This window comes from Phormidium tenue FACHB-1050 (assembly GCF_014696925.1).
In the GTDB taxonomy this organism is placed as follows: domain Bacteria; phylum Cyanobacteriota; class Cyanobacteriia; order Pseudanabaenales; family Pseudanabaenaceae; genus Pseudanabaena.
Genome location: NZ_JACJQY010000004.1, coordinates 22,501 through 39,755, shown reverse-complemented (window position 1 = coordinate 39,755; position 17,255 = coordinate 22,501). Strand labels below are relative to the sequence as shown.

Genomic DNA, 17,255 nt, shown 5'->3' with positions numbered 1-17,255 from the left:
ACTTCATCCAAACCACAATAAAGCGGCGCATTGCGCCGCTTTATTGTGGTTTATTCAACTGTTACAGACTTAGCAAGATTTCGGGGTTGATCGACATCTAAGCCGCGATGTGCCGCCACATGATAGGACAGCAATTGCAAAGGAATCACGGTGAGAATTGGCGAGAAAATCTCGTCAACCACAGGAATCGGCAAAATGTAATCAAATACCTCATGCGCCGCAGGATCATCAAGAGGTGCAACACCAATCAATTTCGCATCTCTAGCCTTTGCCTCTTGAGAATTTGAGAGAACCTTCTCATATACAGCCCCAGGGGTAGCGATCGCTACCACAGGCACATCCTCATCGAGCAAAGCGATCGGTCCATGCTTCATTTCCCCTGCGGGATAGCCCTCTGCATGAATGTAGCTAATTTCTTTGAGTTTGAGAGCACCTTCGAGGGCGATCGGGAAGTTAATTCCACGACCTAAGAAAATAAAATCCTTAGTATGGGTAAATTGACGGGAAAGCTCCTCAATGTAACGCTCTTGGCTTTCGAGAATCCGTTCCATATAGGCGGGGAGTTGTCGCAATCCTTCGATGATTGCTTGAGCTTTCTCTTCGGTTAATGTACCTTTGGCAATACCAAATTCTAAAGCTAGTAAATAGAAAATCAGTAGTTGAGCCACAAAGGTTTTCGTCGCCGCTACACCAATTTCAATTCCTGCTTGGGTATCAATCACCGCATCAGAAATTCGTCCAATCGAACTTTCCACACGATTGGTAATACCAAGGCAGCGATCGCCTCTTGATTTGGCAAGTTCTAAAGCTGCTAATGTATCCGCCGTTTCGCCAGATTGAGTCACACCGATGACGAGGGTATTCTTTAAAGAAGGAGGTGGCGAATAGCGATATTCTGAAGCATATTGGACGCTAGTCGGAACACCCGCAAGCTGCTCTAGCAGATACTTGCCAACTAGAGAAGCGTGCCAACTAGTTCCACAAGCAATAATTTCTACTCGCTCGATCTGGTCAATAAAACCAGTTGGCAAACCTAGCTGAATATAATTTGTTTCGCTGATGTAACTCGCTAATCCTGCACGAAACACCCCTGGTTGCTCATAGATTTCCTTGAGCATATAGTGCTTGAAGCCTTGCTTTTCCACCATTGTCGGATTCCAGTTCAGAGTCTGGGGCGCACGGCGGAGGCGATCGCCTTTAGCATTAAACACCTGCACCGATTCCCTAGTTATTCGCGCAATTTCACCATTTTCTAAGGGAATTACGGTGCGGGTATAGGCAACTAATGCAGGAGTATCGGAAGCACAGAAGTTCTCATCTTTACCAATCCCAATCACTAGAGGAGCCTGTTGCCGCACAACTACTAATTCGTCGGGATAGTCAGCATGGATAACGGCGATCGCATAGGCTCCTTGCAATTTCCCAACCGTTAGTCGCACAGCTTCAAATAGCACCGAAGGCGACTTGTCAGGAATAATATTACTTTGCTTCTCCAGTTGTGAGAGAAATTCCGCAATCATATGGGGAATCACCTCTGTATCTGTTTCACTGACAAAAATATGACCCAGCGCTTTTAAATCAGTTCGCAGTAGGTGATAGTTCTCCACAATCCCATTTTGGACAACGGCTAGGTTACCCATTGTATTGGTATGGGGATGGGCGTTATGCTCTTCGGGCTTGCCGTGAGTTGCCCAACGAGTGTGACCAATGCCAATCGGTGCTAGAGGCGCGGTATCAGCATTTAATTTTTCTTCAAGTTGGATGAGCTTGCCCTTAGCTCTGACCCGATGCAAACTGCGATCGGTGGGTAGATCGAATAGGGGAATTGTGGCAACGCCTGCGGAGTCGTAGCCGCGATATTCGAGTTTGCGTAACCCTGAGATTAAAACTTCATTTGCCGAGCGATGTCCGATGTAGCCAACAATTCCACACATAATGCTTAGTTACAAGTATCTAAAATTTCAGTGATTAATTTTTGGTGCAAAGCACCAAAAATTAATCACTAACAAACTGTCTGTATTTAACCACGCGAAGTTCCTACTATAGCCAAGAAAAACTTTGAAAGCGTTGCGAAGCAACGCTTTCAAAGTTTTTCTTGGCTATACGAAATAAGGAGCGCAAAGCGCCCCTTATTTCGTTAATATCCTAAACTTTCGTTATTTTTATCTTTTGGTAGCTCAGACACATTAGACGGAACTTCACGCTTGGGGCGCAGAGGAGCCGCTTGTAAAAAAATTGATTTTTCAGGACTCTCGCGCACTAGATCCCCAGGTTTTTTTTGCACCGATTGCAGCATCTCGTTATCAAAGGAGCCAGCCGCATTGGTTAATTGTCTTTCTTGGCGCTTGAGTTGTTCGAGCTTTTTATATTGTTGATTCCACTGTTCTTGAGCATATACAGTCCAGCCGTAGATGACAAATACTGAAATCGTGAGTAAAACAGTTGCAGCGATCGAAAGTTTTTGCGTAGTCATCAAAACTCGCAACCACAGAGGCAAAGGAAACGAGTTAGTCTTTGGCAGCCGCTTGACGTTGCGATTATTGGCTGGCTGACGACTCGCTTGCCCTCGTTTGCTCTTGCGATCGAGAGGCTGAGGCGATCGTTGTGGTTCAGGGCTTCTCGCTCTGCTAGCTGTCATTTTTTTTACTCTTCTTTCACTCAAGATTCACCACTGCTACTTTTAGCACTTTCGGGGAGAAATTACTAAGTAGTTTTGAACATTTTGGGATTTATTTACTTTTTAATAAAAATATTGCTTTGCAAGATCTTTATTAAGCCGCTAGACATAATTAGCAATAATAAATGCAAAACCTATGGTGAACATGCAGCGATCGCGACAAGTTTTGAGTTTTGATGTCTAATTGTGTCTATAACCTTACAGCAAATAATTTCAGACTCTAGAATTATAGTGGTCATTGATTTTTTGGCAACAAGAATTTAACAGAAATCCGATCGCCTTCTTTTAAACCAAGTTCTTGGGTCAGCCCAGCCCTTACTTCAATCACATTATCAGCGACGACACCGCCCTCAGGATAAATTGGACAGGGATCGCTTTGGCAAGTTGTCGCATTGCGGGCGATCGCTTTCACTTCACCATCAAGTAAGAAAATAATATCGAGGGGCGAAGGTGTATTTTTCATCCAAAATGCAGTGGGACGTGCAGGCGTAAAGGGAAATAACATGCCACGATCATCAGGTAAAGGGGGGCGAAACATTAATCCTTTTTCCTGCTCCTTGACAGTACTGGCTACCTCTAGCTGAATTTCGCGTCCTGCAATTGTAGCTGTAGCAGTAATTGGCAAGTATTGAGCCAGTTCAGAGACTGGTTTGGGTTTAGTTTGTGGTGCAATCGTCTGAGGAGCAGGTGATGATGTAGTAGGAGTTGCTGATGTAGTAGCTGTCTTAGGCACTTCGGTAGCAGCAGGTGCACAACCCATCAGGCAAATACTGAGGCTAAACGTACATAGCTTTATACAAAGTATTTGGATCGAACTAGGATTAGGTGTGTCACAATTTCTAGAAGTATCGCCAGTCATATTGCCAGTCATCCTATGTCATATCCTCTACATATCGCATTTATCTGGCACCAACATCAACCTCTCTACAAAAGCGCGATCGCAGGCAAATATCATTTGCCTTGGGTGAGGTTGCATGGAGTAAAAGATTATTTAGATTTGGCGTTGATGTTGTCAAGATATCCAAAACTACATCAAACAATTAATCTAGTGCCATCTCTTATCTTACAACTGCAAGATTATGTTGAGGGGAAAGCATTTGATCCTTATTTAGCATTGACCCTGACCCCAGTGGATACCCTAACGCGATCGCAAAAGCATTTTATCGTTGAGCATTTCTTTGATGCCAATCATCAGACCATGATTGAGCCATATCATCGTTATGCTGACTTATTGGCGCAAAGGCAAGCCTACGGGATCGAGTGGTGTGTCAATAATTGGCTAGCCCCAGATTTTAGCGACTTACTGGCTTGGCACAACTTGGCATGGATTGATCCCCTCTTCCGTGAAGCCGATCTTGAAATTGCTGAATGGTACGATCGCGGCAAAGATTTTACCCTTGCTGATCGCCAGAGGATCTATAGCAAGCAGCGTGAGATTATTTCGCGGATTTTGCCACAGCATCGGCTCATGCAAAAAAATGGACAACTAGAAATCACGACTACACCTTACACACATCCGATCATGCCGCTTCTAGCTGACACGCAAGCAGGACGGATCGCTGTGCCACAAATGTATCTGCCCAATCATCGCTTTCGTCATGAGCCAGACATTACATTACATTTAGAAAAAGCCAAGGAAGTCTACCGCCAACACTTTAGCTGCGATCCCAGAGGTTTATGGCCCTCAGAGCAGTCCGTTAGCCCTGCGATCTTGCCCCATGTTTCTAAGCAGGGTTTCTCATGGTTGTGTTCCGATGAAGGCGTATTAGGTTGGAGTTTAGGACATTATTTCCGTCGTGATGAGCGGGGAGCGATTGATGCGCCGCATTTGCTCTATCAGCCTTACCGTCTCGAAACTGTTCATGGTGACTTGGCTATTATTTTTCGCGATCGCCTGCTCTCGGACTTGATTGGCTTTAGCTACGGAGCCTTGTTGCCCCAAGCTGCTAGCGATGACCTATGCGATCGGCTGATGACAATTCAAAAACAGCAAAATGAATATTTAGCCGCGCATCCTGAAGGTCAGCCTTGGCTAGTGACGATCGCCCTTGATGGCGAAAACTGTTGGGAATTTTATCCTCAAGATGGCAACCCTTTCTTGCAGACGCTATATGAGAATTTGTCTAACAACGAAAATCTGAAACTGGTAACGCCTTCGGAATATTTAGCCAAATTCCCACCAATCGATAAAATCCCACCGCATCAGTTGCATAGTGGCTCATGGATTGACTCTAGCTTCACGACATGGATTGGTGATCCTGTTAAAAATCGGGCTTGGGAATTGCTCGCTGAGGCTCGGCATGTCTTGGCAGATCACCATGAAGCGACACCTGAGAATAATCCTGAAGCATGGGAAAGCCTGATGGCTGCTGAAGGCTCAGATTGGTTTTGGTGGTTTGGTGAAGGGCATAGCTCCAACGATGACGCGATGTTTGATCGTCTATTTCGTGAACATTTACAGGTAATTTATCGCGCCCTCAATGAGCCAGTACCCCATGCTTTGCTTTATCCCCTTGAGCCACACGATGTGTCTACTAGTGATCGTCCTACGGGCTTAATTGAGCCGTTGATTAATGGCAGGTTTGAAAGTGATGATTGGCAAGGTGCTGGCAAAATCGAAATTAGTGGGGCGAGGGGCGCGATGCACCAAAACACGCCTGTCAAGCGTCTATGGTATGGTTACGATCATTTTTATTGCTACTTGCGCCTAGAATTTAGTAATCTAGAGAGCATCGCCCAAAGTAAACTACACTTGTTGTGGTTTTATCCTAGTCGGATTCATCCCAACAGTCCTGTAGAACTTCTTGATGTGCCTGACGTATCGCCGCTAAATTATTTATTTCGCCATCATCTAGCGATTAATTTTGCTGATAAGTCAGTCAAACTTCAAGAATCCACAGAAAAATTTCAATGGGAAACTATCGCAACTCACACAAAAATAGGTTTTGAGCAGTGCCTAGAAGTTGCTATACCTTGGAGCGATTTGGCAGTTAAGCCCCAGTCTGTGGCACGGCTGGTGATCTTGCTCAGCCAAAAAGAGCATTTTCAGATGTCTCTACCTGAATATACGATTATTCCTATTGAAGTACCTTAGTGTTGCGTTACTAAAGAGATAACAGTGGAAAAGCTAGAAAAGACCAGCATTGAGTCTATTGTCGAACAGGCTTTACAAGATGGCTACCTGACTCCTGCGATGGAAGCCGAAGTGGGGCGGATTTGCGATAGCGCGTTTGAGCTATCAGTTGAAGAGTATATGGCTCTTGATCGTCTGATGGGCGCATTGCTTACGGGGGAAGTTGTTGCTGTACCTCGCAAGCAATTTATCAACGTCATGGAAGAATTGGTTTTGAGTGAAGCTGTGGCAAGGGTCGCTGAGATCGAAGCCAATACTAATAAAGTTTTGGATTTGGGGGATATTGCGGCTTATGCGCTCAACCGTTTACCGCCTTTGTACGCCACTACTGAGCAAGGGGCTAATTATCAACGGGACAGAGCGCTTGCCGATCTCCAACATTTGATCGCCCAGCAGGTCAAGGAAGTGATCGATCGCAACCTAGATCGTCCTGAATTCTTCCCCGATCGCTCTACTTTTGGCTCGGTAAACAAAGATTCAGTGCTTTCGCAGCTTAGTAACCTCCTCCAAGCCTATGCTCCTGACTTTGAGGAAAAGGCTTAGGCGTTGATTATTTCTTGACTATTTGGTCGAGCGTCTTGATCGATAAATAGAAATGAAAGGGGATAGCTGAGGTTAGCAGCAAATCCTAAAATGCCACGATCGCGATGTTCATAAACCAATGCATTTTGAGCATCAAATAAAAATGTACCGCCGCGTTGTGTCATGTAAGATGCATCGGGTACATAGGCGTTCCAATTTCCTAATACTTCCGCCATATTTCGTAATCGCAAAGTGGCTAGTTCAAAGGGGCGTTGGAATCCGCTACCACCAGCCCATTTAAAGAGAGAGCCTTTTAATGCTGGCAATGGAGACGCTTTAATTATTTCTTGATCGCCAATGAGTTGTGGGGCAAAGCGATCGCCTCGATAACCGCGAAAAACTTCTTTCAAAGTTCCTTGGCTCCCAATTCCTGCACACATTAGCATTAGATTGATCCAAGCACTTTGACCTGATGATAATAGGGGGAATTTAGTAGTTAGTCCTGAGTAAAGATTTAATTGTCGATGCAGTTCTCCCGTAGCATCGACAAACATCCAACTAGGATCAAAGCCTGTAAATTTACAAAAATATTCTCCTGATTGGCGATCGCCGATACCAATTGCCCGAACTGCAATTTCTGCTAATTTCAGGCGTTCGATGTCTCTCTGTATCCACCAAATATATTCGAGACTATCAAAATCACCTAGTTGGGGTAAAACTAAAATTAGTTTGCGAAATGCTGATGGACAATTATCAAAAATTGAGGCAACCTCGCCATCACTAACACGCTGTCGTTGGGTTTGACTCAGAATTTCGTAAGTGGTTTGCTGCATTGGATTTTATTAAAATTGCGATCACAAGAAAAATTATATGATCGCGAAATGACAATCTCTTGATGTAATACCAAAATACAAAATGGCTAAACCATCTTGTGTTTTTAAAACCCTTACTGGGTCTGATTTTTAGTTCACAAAAGTGTCGTCACATTTTTGTGAATTGGTATATAAAAAGCCAAGAAGTGAGGGGTGGCACTTCGCACCGCCCCTCACTTCTTGGCAGCAATTCTCATTATGAAACCGATTTTGGTGTTTCCAGCACCTTCGGTGCTGGAAACACCAAAATCGGTTTTTTGAAAGCCTGCCGAAGGTGGGCTTTCAAAAAACCGATTTTTATAATGAGAATTGCTGACTTCTTGGCTTTTATGTCCTAAGCAAAACTTGCGGTATAGTAGCAAAATATGTGATGGTAAAGTCAATGAAGCCTAACTTTCACCTTTTAGTGTTTCTTTTTCTGGCAATAATGCCCAGTGCTGCATTGGCTGAGCCAGTCACTATCAAAACAACTCCAGCTAATACGAATTACTACCCTTGGATTGTGCAACTCTCCCAAAGTCCAATTGATTGGTTTGCAAGTGATGTCAATGCAAAGGTTCAAGGAAAAGCTTATCGAGTTGTCATTCTGCTTGAGGATATTTATAACAGGGTATTTATTGAGCAGGTAACATTTGGGACGGAAGGTTGCTGCAAGAAAGTAACCAATGCACGCATGGTTGACCTCAAAACTTTTGTTGCAAAATTTGGCTTCACAGGTGAGATTAATGGATTTCGGTTTATGCGCTGGATCAGTCCAACATCATTCATCTTCCGTTACAAAGATCGCCTTTTTGTAATGACGGCGATCGATAGTCCCGAAGTTAAGGTCGAACCATATACTGATGATTAATAACTGATTTTGTAAAGGTAGGGGTTTGGTCTCCAAGCCCCAATCTCAGCGTTCCACGTAACATCAATTAATAACAAGGTAAAATATAGCTAGGACATAAAACCCAAAAGATGAGTGGCAGCGCGAAGCGCTGCCACTCATCTTTTGGAAGTAAAGCTTACATTGCTATAACTGACTTGAGCCAAGCTTTGAGATGGGTTGGCACTGTGGTGAAATGGACATAAATTGTTTTAGTAGATGGCGATCGCGGTTGGGCATTATCAGAGATCAGTAGCTTTTTATCTAGTATTAATGCCTCAGATGTGATTTGTTCTAGTAGCTGATGATGAGGTTGTTGAGGCTTCAAAACTTTGGCATAGATTTCACCTTCAATCTCTAGTTGTTGGGCTTGGTCATAAACTTGAAGATGGAGTTTGAGATTGGTTAATACAGGAACATCCTGATCCGAGAAAATCTCTGCTCCATAGGGCGATATCTGTAGTAATTCTCCCGTAAATATTTCTGTGCCTAGGTGCTTCTCTTCTAAAATGCGGTAGGTAATCGGAATAGGCTTAGGTAATATTTGCAACGAATCACTGAGAGAAGGAAGTTCGAGATTATAAGTACCACCAATTCCGCAAATATCGTAGATCAAAATCGGATGTGATACACCTTTAGGCTCTACTTCCATAGAGCCATTGGTTTTGGCAATTTCCCGTATTTCCTTATAGGTAGTTTCCGAAATCAAGATTTGTCCTCCCACAGTATAGGATTCGATTCTGGCGGTGAGATTGACATGATTGCCCACCACGGCGTACTTAGCGCGAGATTGGGAACCGATGTTACCTGCTACGACTTCACCTGTGTTAATGCCAATTCCCATTGCGATTTCGGGCAACTGCATTTGAGCGAGTTTCTCATTTACCGATCGCATTGCTAATTGCATGGCGATCGCACTAGCCACAGCCCTTGCAGCATCATCTTCCCGATAAATCGGCGCACCAAATAAAACCAGAATTGCATCCCCAATAAACTCATCAATTGTGCCTTGATAAGTGGAGATCGCCTCGGTCATCGTGCCAAGAAACACATTGAGAATTTCCACAACCTTTTCGGGCGGCATTTTCTCGGAAATCGTGGAAAAGCCACGCAGATCGCACATGAGGATGGTTACTTTGCGGCGATCGCCTCCTAGTTTTAGCCCTTCAGGTGTTTCTAATAAACTTTTGACCACAGCATCAGTCAAATAGCGGCTAAAGTAAGTCCGAATCTGCGCCGCCGTGATTGCTAGATAGCTAGTGACAATCACACCGCCGCCGAAAAAGGCGATCGCCGCAGGGACGAAGGGTAACCACCAGCCATAGGTTAGCGCGATTAAGCAAGATGCAAATAGACTGCTTGCTAAGACTAAGATGCTCAGCGATCGCCATATAATTGCCTGAATTTTGCGCTCCTTGATATTGGTATTGCGCCATAGCCAAATCAAGGTGGAGCCAACTAGTGACCAACCAAAAATCCAAAGCCATTCCCAATGTTCTTCCCATGACTGAATTGCAACTCTGCCATCAAGGGTACTACTGAGAATATGGCTCACAATCTGAGCATGTACTTCCACCCCCGATGTCAAAATTCTGGTACTACCTAGCCCACCGTCAAGGGGAGTGAAGAACCAATCTCTCAAGCTAACCGCCGTTACCCCAATCATCACGATGCGATCTCGCAAGAGATCGGGGGCGATTTTTCCTTCTAAAACATCTGCCATTCGCACAGTCTGAAAGCCTTGAAGCGATCGGCGGTAGTTAATTATAAATTGATGAGCACCCGCATCAATGCGGTTATAACCACCATCATTTGTTTGTAATTTGGGTGGGTTAAGAGCTTGTTCAAAGGGAACTATTGTTTCACCATCTAAGTAGAGTAAAGCTAGCTGCAAACCAAAACTAAGCCCTACTTTACCGTCAGGTAGCGTCAAAGATAGTACGCCTCTCCGAACCCGTCCATCATTATCCATAGGAAGATTGACTGCGCCAATTTGATCGACTTGGGCAAGCGCAGGCGGCGGTTTAATATCTGACACTGAGAAATTTGATGCTACTAAATCAGGTGTTTTATAGACTCCAATTAAATTAGGAGTAGTCTTAAATAGCTTCTCTAATTTTGGGTATCCAACATTATCGGTCTTGTCACGGGAAAGATCTAAACCGATTGCACGAGGTTTTTGCTGCCGTACTTTATCCAATAATTTAGTTAGTAGAGCATCATCAATCGGCCATTGATATTGACGGATATCAGCTTCGTCAATGCCAATAATCACAATGCGGCGATCCTCTGGCTCAGGCGATCTCCATCGAAAAAACTGATCGAGCATGGCTAATTCGAGTGCTTCAAGTCCGCCAATTAGCCGTAAGCCGATCACCAATAGGGAAATTGTGGGCGCAGCGATCGCAATCCCGCGCCATTTCCACAAGGTATTTTTTAATCGAGATCCCATCGCTATTTTCAAGTAAAGATTTGCTAGATAAAATCTCGAAGTCTATTTTGCCCACCCAGTGTTGGCATAGACTTGATTATGCTTTAGCGTCTTGTACTTGCTAAGAGCCATATTTTTTTGTAGGTTTTGTTGGCTCTAAAGTTCGCTCAGGTATGGCAACTGGGCTGTTCAAGAAAGTAAATGGAATCACCCGATCTAACGTAGCAGATTTCAGTAACTCAGTCCATTCGCTGACAATTTCTGGCTTTTTATGAAGCCCTTTTTGAGCCTCAGCCAAAGTTTGCACAGTTTCAAACCAGATCCCCTCTTGAGCAAATAAAGCTGCACGCTCCAACGGTAGGAATGTCTTTTTGAGTTGATCAACCAAGTTTTGACTTGGCAAAACTCGACGTACAGAGCCGCTCACAGTCTCCGCATCTGTTAAATCACCAACTACAAACTCCCATACGTAGTTTTGATTAGGCTGTAAAATTGGAGCATTATCGGGCATCTTAAAAGTAAGAATACCTGCTTTATTTTTAATTTTAAAAGATGTTCGGTAAACTCGTTTACCTTTAGTTAGCGAGCTATCAGATTCAAAAAGACGAAAGTATGCTTGACCATCAATTTTTGGGATCAGGAAATAAAATGTTGGACGTTCTGCAATCGTCTGAGGGACTGGAGAAGTTTGTGCTACTAAATCTGGCACTAGCCCAATTAGACAAGCTTGCTCGGTACAACCAGCGCTACGAGTAGCTCCTGGTACTGAAACAGTAAGAGTGCCAAGATTTTTAGGTGGAATATAGCGCACCCTGCGTGACTGAGCTTGGGCAGAAGGCATAAAAAGACTAAAAGACAATGGCAAAGCAATTACTGAACTAACAGCTAAGCAAGAGCAAGCCGATGCTATCAAAAGCTTTTTGGATGAAAATTTCTGTAAAGACATGATGCGATCGCCTCTAGAAAAGTGATCTTTGTAGGTATGGTATGCAGCTTAGATTACTACTAGCACACCCACGAGATAGTTTTGTACTAATAAAGATTGCATTTCTTAGCAAAAAGTTGCTATGGACATTCGACTGAACTTTTTTAGTGTTTCTAGCACCTTCGGTGCTAGAAACACTAAAAGCAAGTTTCATAATGAGAATTACTGCAATGAAGTTTCGTCGCTTTCTCTTTGGCACGGTAAAGCGTATTATGATACTTAGAAAAATTTATTTAAATCGTTACAAAACTATGGATATTTTGTCATTGGGTTGGTTTGGTGTGCTTGGCATGTTTACACTTTCGATCGCTTTTGTCGTCTGGGGACGCAACGGTCTATAAGAATTAAGAAAGGGGCGCTAAGCGCCCCTTTCTTAATTCTCACCGATTAATGTAAAAGCTGCCCAATTGAGAGGATCGGGGTACTTTGCTTTGGTGGAAAGCATAGCTTGTCGTATTGCCTTAGCTTTGTTTGGTTCAGCCTGAAATTTTTGATAAAACTTAGTCATCAACAGGGCCGTCGGATCATCAGGAACCGCCCATAACGACACCACGACACTAGGCACTCCTGCGGTAATTAGCGATCGCGATAAACCAATCACACCATCCCCCGTTAATAAACCCTGTCCAGTTTTGCAAGCACTTAGTACCACCATCTCCGCACTTAGGCGCATCGTCACAATTTCGCTAGCCGTCAAAAAACCGTCGTCCGTTGAGCTAGGTGCAAGAGCGATCGCCCCTGGGATATCCCCTTTGCGGTATTCCTCTAACAAGCCATGGGTGGCGAGATGCACAAATCGAGCAGATTTCATTTTTGTGACAACTTCCGTCTTTGTGGCTTGGTCACCTGTTAAAAAAGTCGTATTTAGTAAAGAAGCGATCTCTTTAGCTTCTTTTTCGGCTCCTATCAAAGTTGGTAATTGGATCGGTGGGTCTCCCAAACTAGGCATCGTGGGATTGCCAACAATTAGAGTGGCTTGCAAATTAACTTTTTGCACTTGTTGGCGGAGTTGATGAGTGAGATCGAGAACTTGAATTGCTGGAGCAATTTGCATTGTATGCTTCTCAATTAAGAATTGACCTTGAGGATTAATCAGAGCCGCGAATGGAACTAGAAAGAGTAATCCTTGTGGTAAAAAAATGACTCTCGTATTCTCGTCTTGAGGGAGTAAGTCTTGAATTGGCTGGATCAGAATCCCATGTAATGTCTTCAGATCGGCATACTTATCTAATACTTCCTTGGGGTCTTCGGCGATCGCCCCTGAGTCATTAAACAAGCTACGGACATCAGCAATAAGATCACCTATGGTAATATCCAGTTTTGTGAGATCAACTTCCCGAAAGGCGATCTCACCTGAAGGTTGGATTACCCAAATATATAGTTTGATATATTCACCCTTGAGCTTTCCCTGACCGATGAAAGTTGGATCGGCAATCAGAGAATATTCCACCATTACAGCGTTCTGTTGTTTGGCAATGCGACGAATATCCGCAATATCCAAATTTTTTATAGAAGATCCATTTTGCGGGGCTTCTATAAAAAGCTTGGGTTTGGTTTCAATTTGTTGTGAGTCAAGACGACGGGAGAGAAGTTCTGCAAATGCACGGGCACGACCTCTCTCGGCAATCTCTAGGGCGGATTCAGGTTTGTTCTGAGCAACCATAATCTGTTGCAGTAAATTAAAGGCATGAAGCTGTGTATCAAAAATGGAAACTTTATCGCCATCACTTAAGTTAGAACGTAAAGATTCCAATAAATTTAGGCTAGTGAGAAACTTTTGTTCTGCCTCTGAATACTTTTGCGATCGCCATAGTGTATATCCCCAATTGCTTAAAGTCATTGCTTCGAGACGACGATCTCCGATTTGCTCAGCTAATTTCCAACTTTGCTCTTGTAGAGATAAAGCCTTATCGTATTCTTGTAAAAATACATAGGCTAAACCCATCCCGCCGATTGCCGCGCCTTCAAGGCGAGGATTTTTGATTTCCTTGGCTACTGTTAAAGCTTGTTTGTAATAGGCGATCGCCTCTTTATATTTGCGTTGCACATGGTAGCTAGAGCCGATATTATTGAGCGCGTTTCCTTCCGCTTCCCGAAAACCGATTTTTCTAGCATTATCAAGACTTTGCTGGTAGTACTTAATAGCTTGAGGATATTCTTCTTCTGTACCTGCGATCGCGCCTAAGCTATTCAGCAAAAACACAACTCCACTGACATTACCTACCTCTTTCGCAATTTTAAGACTACGCTGATAAAAATTAACGGCGATCTTGTAGTTGCCAAGGTCATAGTGAATATTACCGAGGCTAGCTAGAACCTGTCCTTCTCCCTGTTTATCTTTTAGTTCTTCTCTAATTACTAATCCTTGGTTCTGAACTTCTAGCGCCTTAGCATAGCTCCCAATCACTCGATAGCTGTTACCCAGATTGCCGAGGGCATTGGCTTCCGTTTGGCGATCGCCTAGACTTTGTGACAAAGCTAATAACTGCTGCAAATAAGCGATCGCCTGTTCGTATTTGCCAAGCATTTTTGATGCTTCTGCTAAAGTCTCAAGGACATTGATCGCGCCTTTGTGATTCTTTTGCTGTTGATAGATTTTTAGAGCCTGTTGCCAACTAGCGATCGCTAGATCAAACTGTTTAGCTCGAAACTGCTGTAACCCAGTTTGGACAAGTTCATCTGCTGGAGATTTTGGTGGGATCGCAGGCTTAGGGTTGCTCGGTGCGGCAGCCCATGTTGATAGAGGTGTTACCAGCAAAATTGCACTAGCGATCGCAGTGAGATAGATTTTGTTTTTCATATAGCAATCCTAACTAGTTTGTAAGATTACGTCCCTTTGGGACGTAATCTTACAAACGGTTTATTCTTTGCAAGGCGGGAGTTTAGAGGCGGTAGAACTTTGGGCGGCGCGAGTTGGCACTGATGGCAATGAGGCGGTAATTGTTAACAGTGGTTTCTTTGTACCTGTGGGTTCACATTCCTGTACATCACCAGCATTTGCTTGTAAGTCAGCCGTGCGAGCAGTAGCGATCGCTTCTCCATTTAATCCTCCATTCAATGCATTAGCAACCACATTACTATTAGAGCTAAAAGATTGATCAGATAGAAGAACTAAGACGTTTGGGGGAATAGACGAAACACCTTGGGAGATAGCTCCATTAGTACCACTTGTGCCAGATAGGATCGCCCTTGGGTAAACAGAAAAAGTGGTATCTTTGAGGATGTTTATGGAAATAATTGGTATGCCACTTCCAGCGATCGTGCGCGGAGCAGTATCACCTGGTAACTGAAGTTGAACACTGCGGGCTGGTACTCCTGTAAATACTCCAGCAGGATCATTTGTAAAAGCTGCATAGGCAATCAAACTAGTAGGGTTCTGCTGACCGTTATTAACAAAGCCTGTTGCATCTCCAACATTAACGAAATTCGCATTGGAAGTTAAAGGATTGATAGCTGTAAATCTTTGAGCGGTAATTGTAATCTTGCCGTCATTAGTCGCGCCGTTAGCCGTACCAGCTTGAATGAAGCCATCAAGTAAAATTTCCCCGTTATTAGCTGTCAACGATACATTAGAACCAGTGGCGGAAATTGATTTAATAGAACCAGTGGAAATATTTCCATTTGTACTGGTGATGGAAACGTTGCTTGCTTCTATAGCAAGAACAAAAAAATTATTTCCCTGCGAAGCGATCGCAATATTGCCTGTAGCATTCAGGCTAACTAACGGGTCACCACCATTATTGTTAAGTCTACCAGCAATGTTCATGTTTCCTGCCGTAAAACTAATCGCACCATTATTTGTGCTAACACTCACTCCCGAAGAAACAGTTAAGGTATTTCCCGCCGTAACTGTCAATCCGACACCATTATTATTGAAGAAAACATCGTCATTAAAGGTAACATTGTTCGATGCGACAAGCGTCACATTGGCTAATGCATTTGCAATTGTTGCAGGATCGATCGTAAAAGTATTAGTAATATCTGCTCCATTAGATACTTCTAACAATGTTGCTAAACCTCCATTTGCTACAATGATGTTAAACGGATCGAGCAACCAGTTACCTGCATTACCATTAATAGCAGAAGCATCAACTGATGCATTTTGAACGTTGAGATAGTTTTTCCCAGAAGTCTCAATGAATCCCCCATTGCCGCTATCTATACCACCACGCGCTAATATTTTGCCACTAAAACTAGTTTTATTGTCTGCCCAGACAATCACTTTACCGCCATTTCCCGAACGCAATGCATCGGCTTTAATTATTGATGCTTGGTCAACGAAGGTGATTTGGGAATTTGGAACTGTCCCTTCACCTAAATAATCACCGCCGATGAGAACAGTGCCACCACCGATCGCACCAGAAGCATTGAGATTTGCGGAAACTAGACCAACGCGATCGCCTAAAACATTAATCTCTCCGCCTTTGTTCGTATTACTAGAGACATCGAGATTACCTGATGCGATCGCTGTTCCCGCAGTCTTGGGAATTACTGTCCCAGATACAAGTACATTACCTGAACTGTCCACATTCAAACCCGTTATATTCCGAAGACTTGCCGAGCCAGTCAGCAAATTCGGTAAATCCTTTGCCTGAACATTTGACTGCGCTAATTGATTTTGATCGGCGATCGGTAATTGTAAACTTAGCAGACTTCCTTCGGGTGTAATTTTGACATACTTCCCATCAGGTACGGCGGCGATCGTGATTTTGCCTGATTCTGTGGAAATCGTACCTGTATTAATTACCAACCCGCCAACGAGCGTAATACTCTGCCCTTCTTTCGCCGTGAGATTACCCGCATTCGCGATCGCGGCGACTGGTTGCTCACTAGCAACAATTGAAGTAGAACTAGCGAAACCAAAAGCTTGAGGAATGCCAGTTAACTTTTTGACATCATCAATTCCTGTATTCACACCAAACCAACCATTTCCCACTTGAATTCCATTAGCTGTAGTTGCTGTGAATGCCGCAGGAACATTCAAACTAGAATTTGCGCCAAAAATAATTCCCGCAGGATTTAATAAATAGAGATTAGAATTCCCACCCGTAACCTGAATTAGTCCATTAATCACTGAAGCATTTCCACCCGACACCCGCGCCAAAATATTCTGAATGCTGGGGTTGGACATAAAGTTGGCAATTTCTCCTTGAGTTAAGCCAAATTGCTGGAAGCTATGATAAAGATTGGCAGCAGCTTGTGTTCCGCCTGTGATGTTTAATTGCTGGGCATTATTCGCATCGGGAGAGACTTGTGTGCCTAGATTCCCGACTCCTTGAGTTGGCACAATTGACTGAGCAAACGCTTCACTACTCATAACAAAGGGTTGCATCAGTAGTAGTGCGATCGCTACTCGTCCAATTTGCGCGAAATTACTCTTGACAATTGCAGACATTTTGATTCTCCTTTGTTATGAGTTAGGAACAAATATTGATTACTTTCAACTGCTCTTTATTACTTTAATTGACTACTTTAATTTAGAGGATGTTTGCACTAAATCTCTAATATCTTAAACCTTTGATTCCTAGAGATCGTTAAAGAACTCTTATAACATTTAAATATCTGAGATATCAATTCTAAATGGATCGCGAGAAGCTAAAGTTTATAACAATTAGGCTTTTTGCCATTCTTAATAAATGATTTGGGATTGCTATACAATATGTCAAACAATATTAATTTTTGTATATTGAATATGAGATCCAAAAAAAAATCTGTCTTAAACTTACGATCTCAAGTTATTCTTTGTTGAACTATCGCTAACCAAAAT

At 43.3% G+C, this 17,255-nt stretch carries 12 protein-coding genes; 4 read left to right on the top strand and 8 right to left on the bottom strand.

Annotated features, from left to right (window positions below; genetic code table 11):
• Nucleotides 1-50: 50 nt before the first annotated feature.
• The 3 genes from glmS to H6G05_RS03805 form a co-directional block, all read right to left on the bottom strand.
• Entirely contained in the window at nt 51-1,934 is a 1,884-nt protein-coding gene (glmS, locus tag H6G05_RS03815; protein ID WP_190576455.1) for a glutamine--fructose-6-phosphate transaminase (isomerizing), read from the bottom strand.
• 203 nt (nt 1,935-2,137) lie between these two features.
• On the bottom strand, nt 2,138-2,638 hold the full coding sequence (locus tag H6G05_RS03810) for a hypothetical protein (RefSeq protein WP_190576454.1): 501 nt from the start codon (nt 2,636-2,638) through the stop codon (nt 2,138-2,140).
• A 274-nt stretch (nt 2,639-2,912) separates the two neighbouring features.
• Complete coding sequence (locus tag H6G05_RS03805; protein ID WP_242025231.1) at nt 2,913-3,548, bottom strand: DUF192 domain-containing protein; 636 nt, start codon at nt 3,546-3,548, stop codon at nt 2,913-2,915.
• A 3-nt stretch (nt 3,549-3,551) separates the two neighbouring features.
• Here H6G05_RS03805 and H6G05_RS03800 point away from each other — a divergent pair, with 3 nt between their 5' ends.
• Together H6G05_RS03800 and H6G05_RS03795 are read left to right on the top strand one after the other, a co-directional pair.
• Nucleotides 3,552-5,771, top strand: a complete 2,220-nt coding sequence (locus H6G05_RS03800) for a glycoside hydrolase (protein ID WP_190576452.1) — start codon at nt 3,552-3,554, stop codon at nt 5,769-5,771.
• 99 nt (nt 5,772-5,870) lie between these two features.
• Nucleotides 5,871-6,353 (top strand): late competence development ComFB family protein, encoded by a 483-nt coding sequence (locus H6G05_RS03795; RefSeq protein WP_199310326.1) that lies wholly within the window; start codon nt 5,871-5,873, stop codon nt 6,351-6,353.
• Here the strand turns inward: H6G05_RS03795 and H6G05_RS03790 are convergent.
• The gene (locus tag H6G05_RS03790; protein ID WP_190576448.1) at nt 6,350-7,165 is read right to left on the bottom strand and encodes a peroxiredoxin-like family protein; all 816 of its coding nucleotides are present in this window, start codon (nt 7,163-7,165) and stop codon (nt 6,350-6,352) included. The genes H6G05_RS03795 and H6G05_RS03790 overlap by 4 nt on opposite strands.
• Nucleotides 7,166-7,631: 466 nt before the next feature.
• On the opposite strand from H6G05_RS03790, the gene H6G05_RS03785 reads away from it, so the two are divergent.
• Complete coding sequence (locus H6G05_RS03785; protein WP_190576446.1) at nt 7,632-8,054, top strand: hypothetical protein; 423 nt, start codon at nt 7,632-7,634, stop codon at nt 8,052-8,054.
• Between the two features lie 157 nt (nt 8,055-8,211).
• Here H6G05_RS03785 and H6G05_RS03780 read toward each other — a convergent pair whose 3' ends face one another.
• Entirely contained in the window at nt 8,212-10,524 is a 2,313-nt protein-coding gene (locus tag H6G05_RS03780) for a CHASE2 domain-containing protein (protein WP_190576444.1), read from the bottom strand.
• A gap of 100 nt (nt 10,525-10,624) precedes the next feature.
• Nucleotides 10,625-11,449: a DUF928 domain-containing protein gene (locus tag H6G05_RS03775; protein ID WP_190576442.1), complete on the bottom strand. Its 825-nt coding sequence runs from the start codon at nt 11,447-11,449 to the stop codon at nt 10,625-10,627.
• 194 nt (nt 11,450-11,643) lie between these two features.
• On the opposite strand from H6G05_RS03775, the gene H6G05_RS25220 reads away from it, so the two are divergent.
• Nucleotides 11,644-11,829: a cytochrome b6-f complex subunit PetN gene (locus H6G05_RS25220; protein ID WP_242025229.1), complete on the top strand. Its 186-nt coding sequence runs from the start codon at nt 11,644-11,646 to the stop codon at nt 11,827-11,829.
• Nucleotides 11,830-11,861: 32 nt separating this feature from the next.
• Here the strand turns inward: H6G05_RS25220 and H6G05_RS03765 are convergent, their stop codons facing one another.
• Together H6G05_RS03765 and H6G05_RS03760 are read right to left on the bottom strand one after the other, a co-directional pair.
• On the bottom strand, nt 11,862-14,288 hold the full coding sequence (locus tag H6G05_RS03765; RefSeq protein WP_190576440.1) for a CHAT domain-containing protein: 2,427 nt from the start codon (nt 14,286-14,288) through the stop codon (nt 11,862-11,864).
• A gap of 60 nt (nt 14,289-14,348) precedes the next feature.
• Nucleotides 14,349-16,883: a two-partner secretion domain-containing protein gene (locus H6G05_RS03760; RefSeq protein WP_190576438.1), complete on the bottom strand. Its 2,535-nt coding sequence runs from the start codon at nt 16,881-16,883 to the stop codon at nt 14,349-14,351.
• Between the last annotated feature and the right edge of the window lie 372 nt (nt 16,884-17,255).

Coding starts and splice junctions, on each gene's coding strand:
- glmS (WP_190576455.1), bottom strand. CDS start 1,934: ATGTGTGGAATTGTTGGCTACATCGGACATCGCTCGGCAAATGAAGTT.
- H6G05_RS03810 (WP_190576454.1), bottom strand. CDS start 2,638: ATGACAGCTAGCAGAGCGAGAAGCCCTGAACCACAACGATCGCCTCAG.
- H6G05_RS03805 (WP_242025231.1), bottom strand. CDS start 3,548: ATGACTGGCAATATGACTGGCGATACTTCTAGAAATTGTGACACACCT.
- H6G05_RS03800 (WP_190576452.1), top strand. CDS start 3,552: ATGTCATATCCTCTACATATCGCATTTATCTGGCACCAACATCAACCT.
- H6G05_RS03795 (WP_199310326.1), top strand. CDS start 5,871: ATGGAAGCCGAAGTGGGGCGGATTTGCGATAGCGCGTTTGAGCTATCA.
- H6G05_RS03790 (WP_190576448.1), bottom strand. CDS start 7,165: ATGCAGCAAACCACTTACGAAATTCTGAGTCAAACCCAACGACAGCGT.
- H6G05_RS03785 (WP_190576446.1), top strand. CDS start 7,632: ATGCCCAGTGCTGCATTGGCTGAGCCAGTCACTATCAAAACAACTCCA.
- H6G05_RS03780 (WP_190576444.1), bottom strand. CDS start 10,524: ATGGGATCTCGATTAAAAAATACCTTGTGGAAATGGCGCGGGATTGCG.
- H6G05_RS03775 (WP_190576442.1), bottom strand. CDS start 11,449: ATGTCTTTACAGAAATTTTCATCCAAAAAGCTTTTGATAGCATCGGCT.
- H6G05_RS25220 (WP_242025229.1), top strand. CDS start 11,644: ATGAGAATTACTGCAATGAAGTTTCGTCGCTTTCTCTTTGGCACGGTA.
- H6G05_RS03765 (WP_190576440.1), bottom strand. CDS start 14,288: ATGAAAAACAAAATCTATCTCACTGCGATCGCTAGTGCAATTTTGCTG.
- H6G05_RS03760 (WP_190576438.1), bottom strand. CDS start 16,883: ATGTCTGCAATTGTCAAGAGTAATTTCGCGCAAATTGGACGAGTAGCG.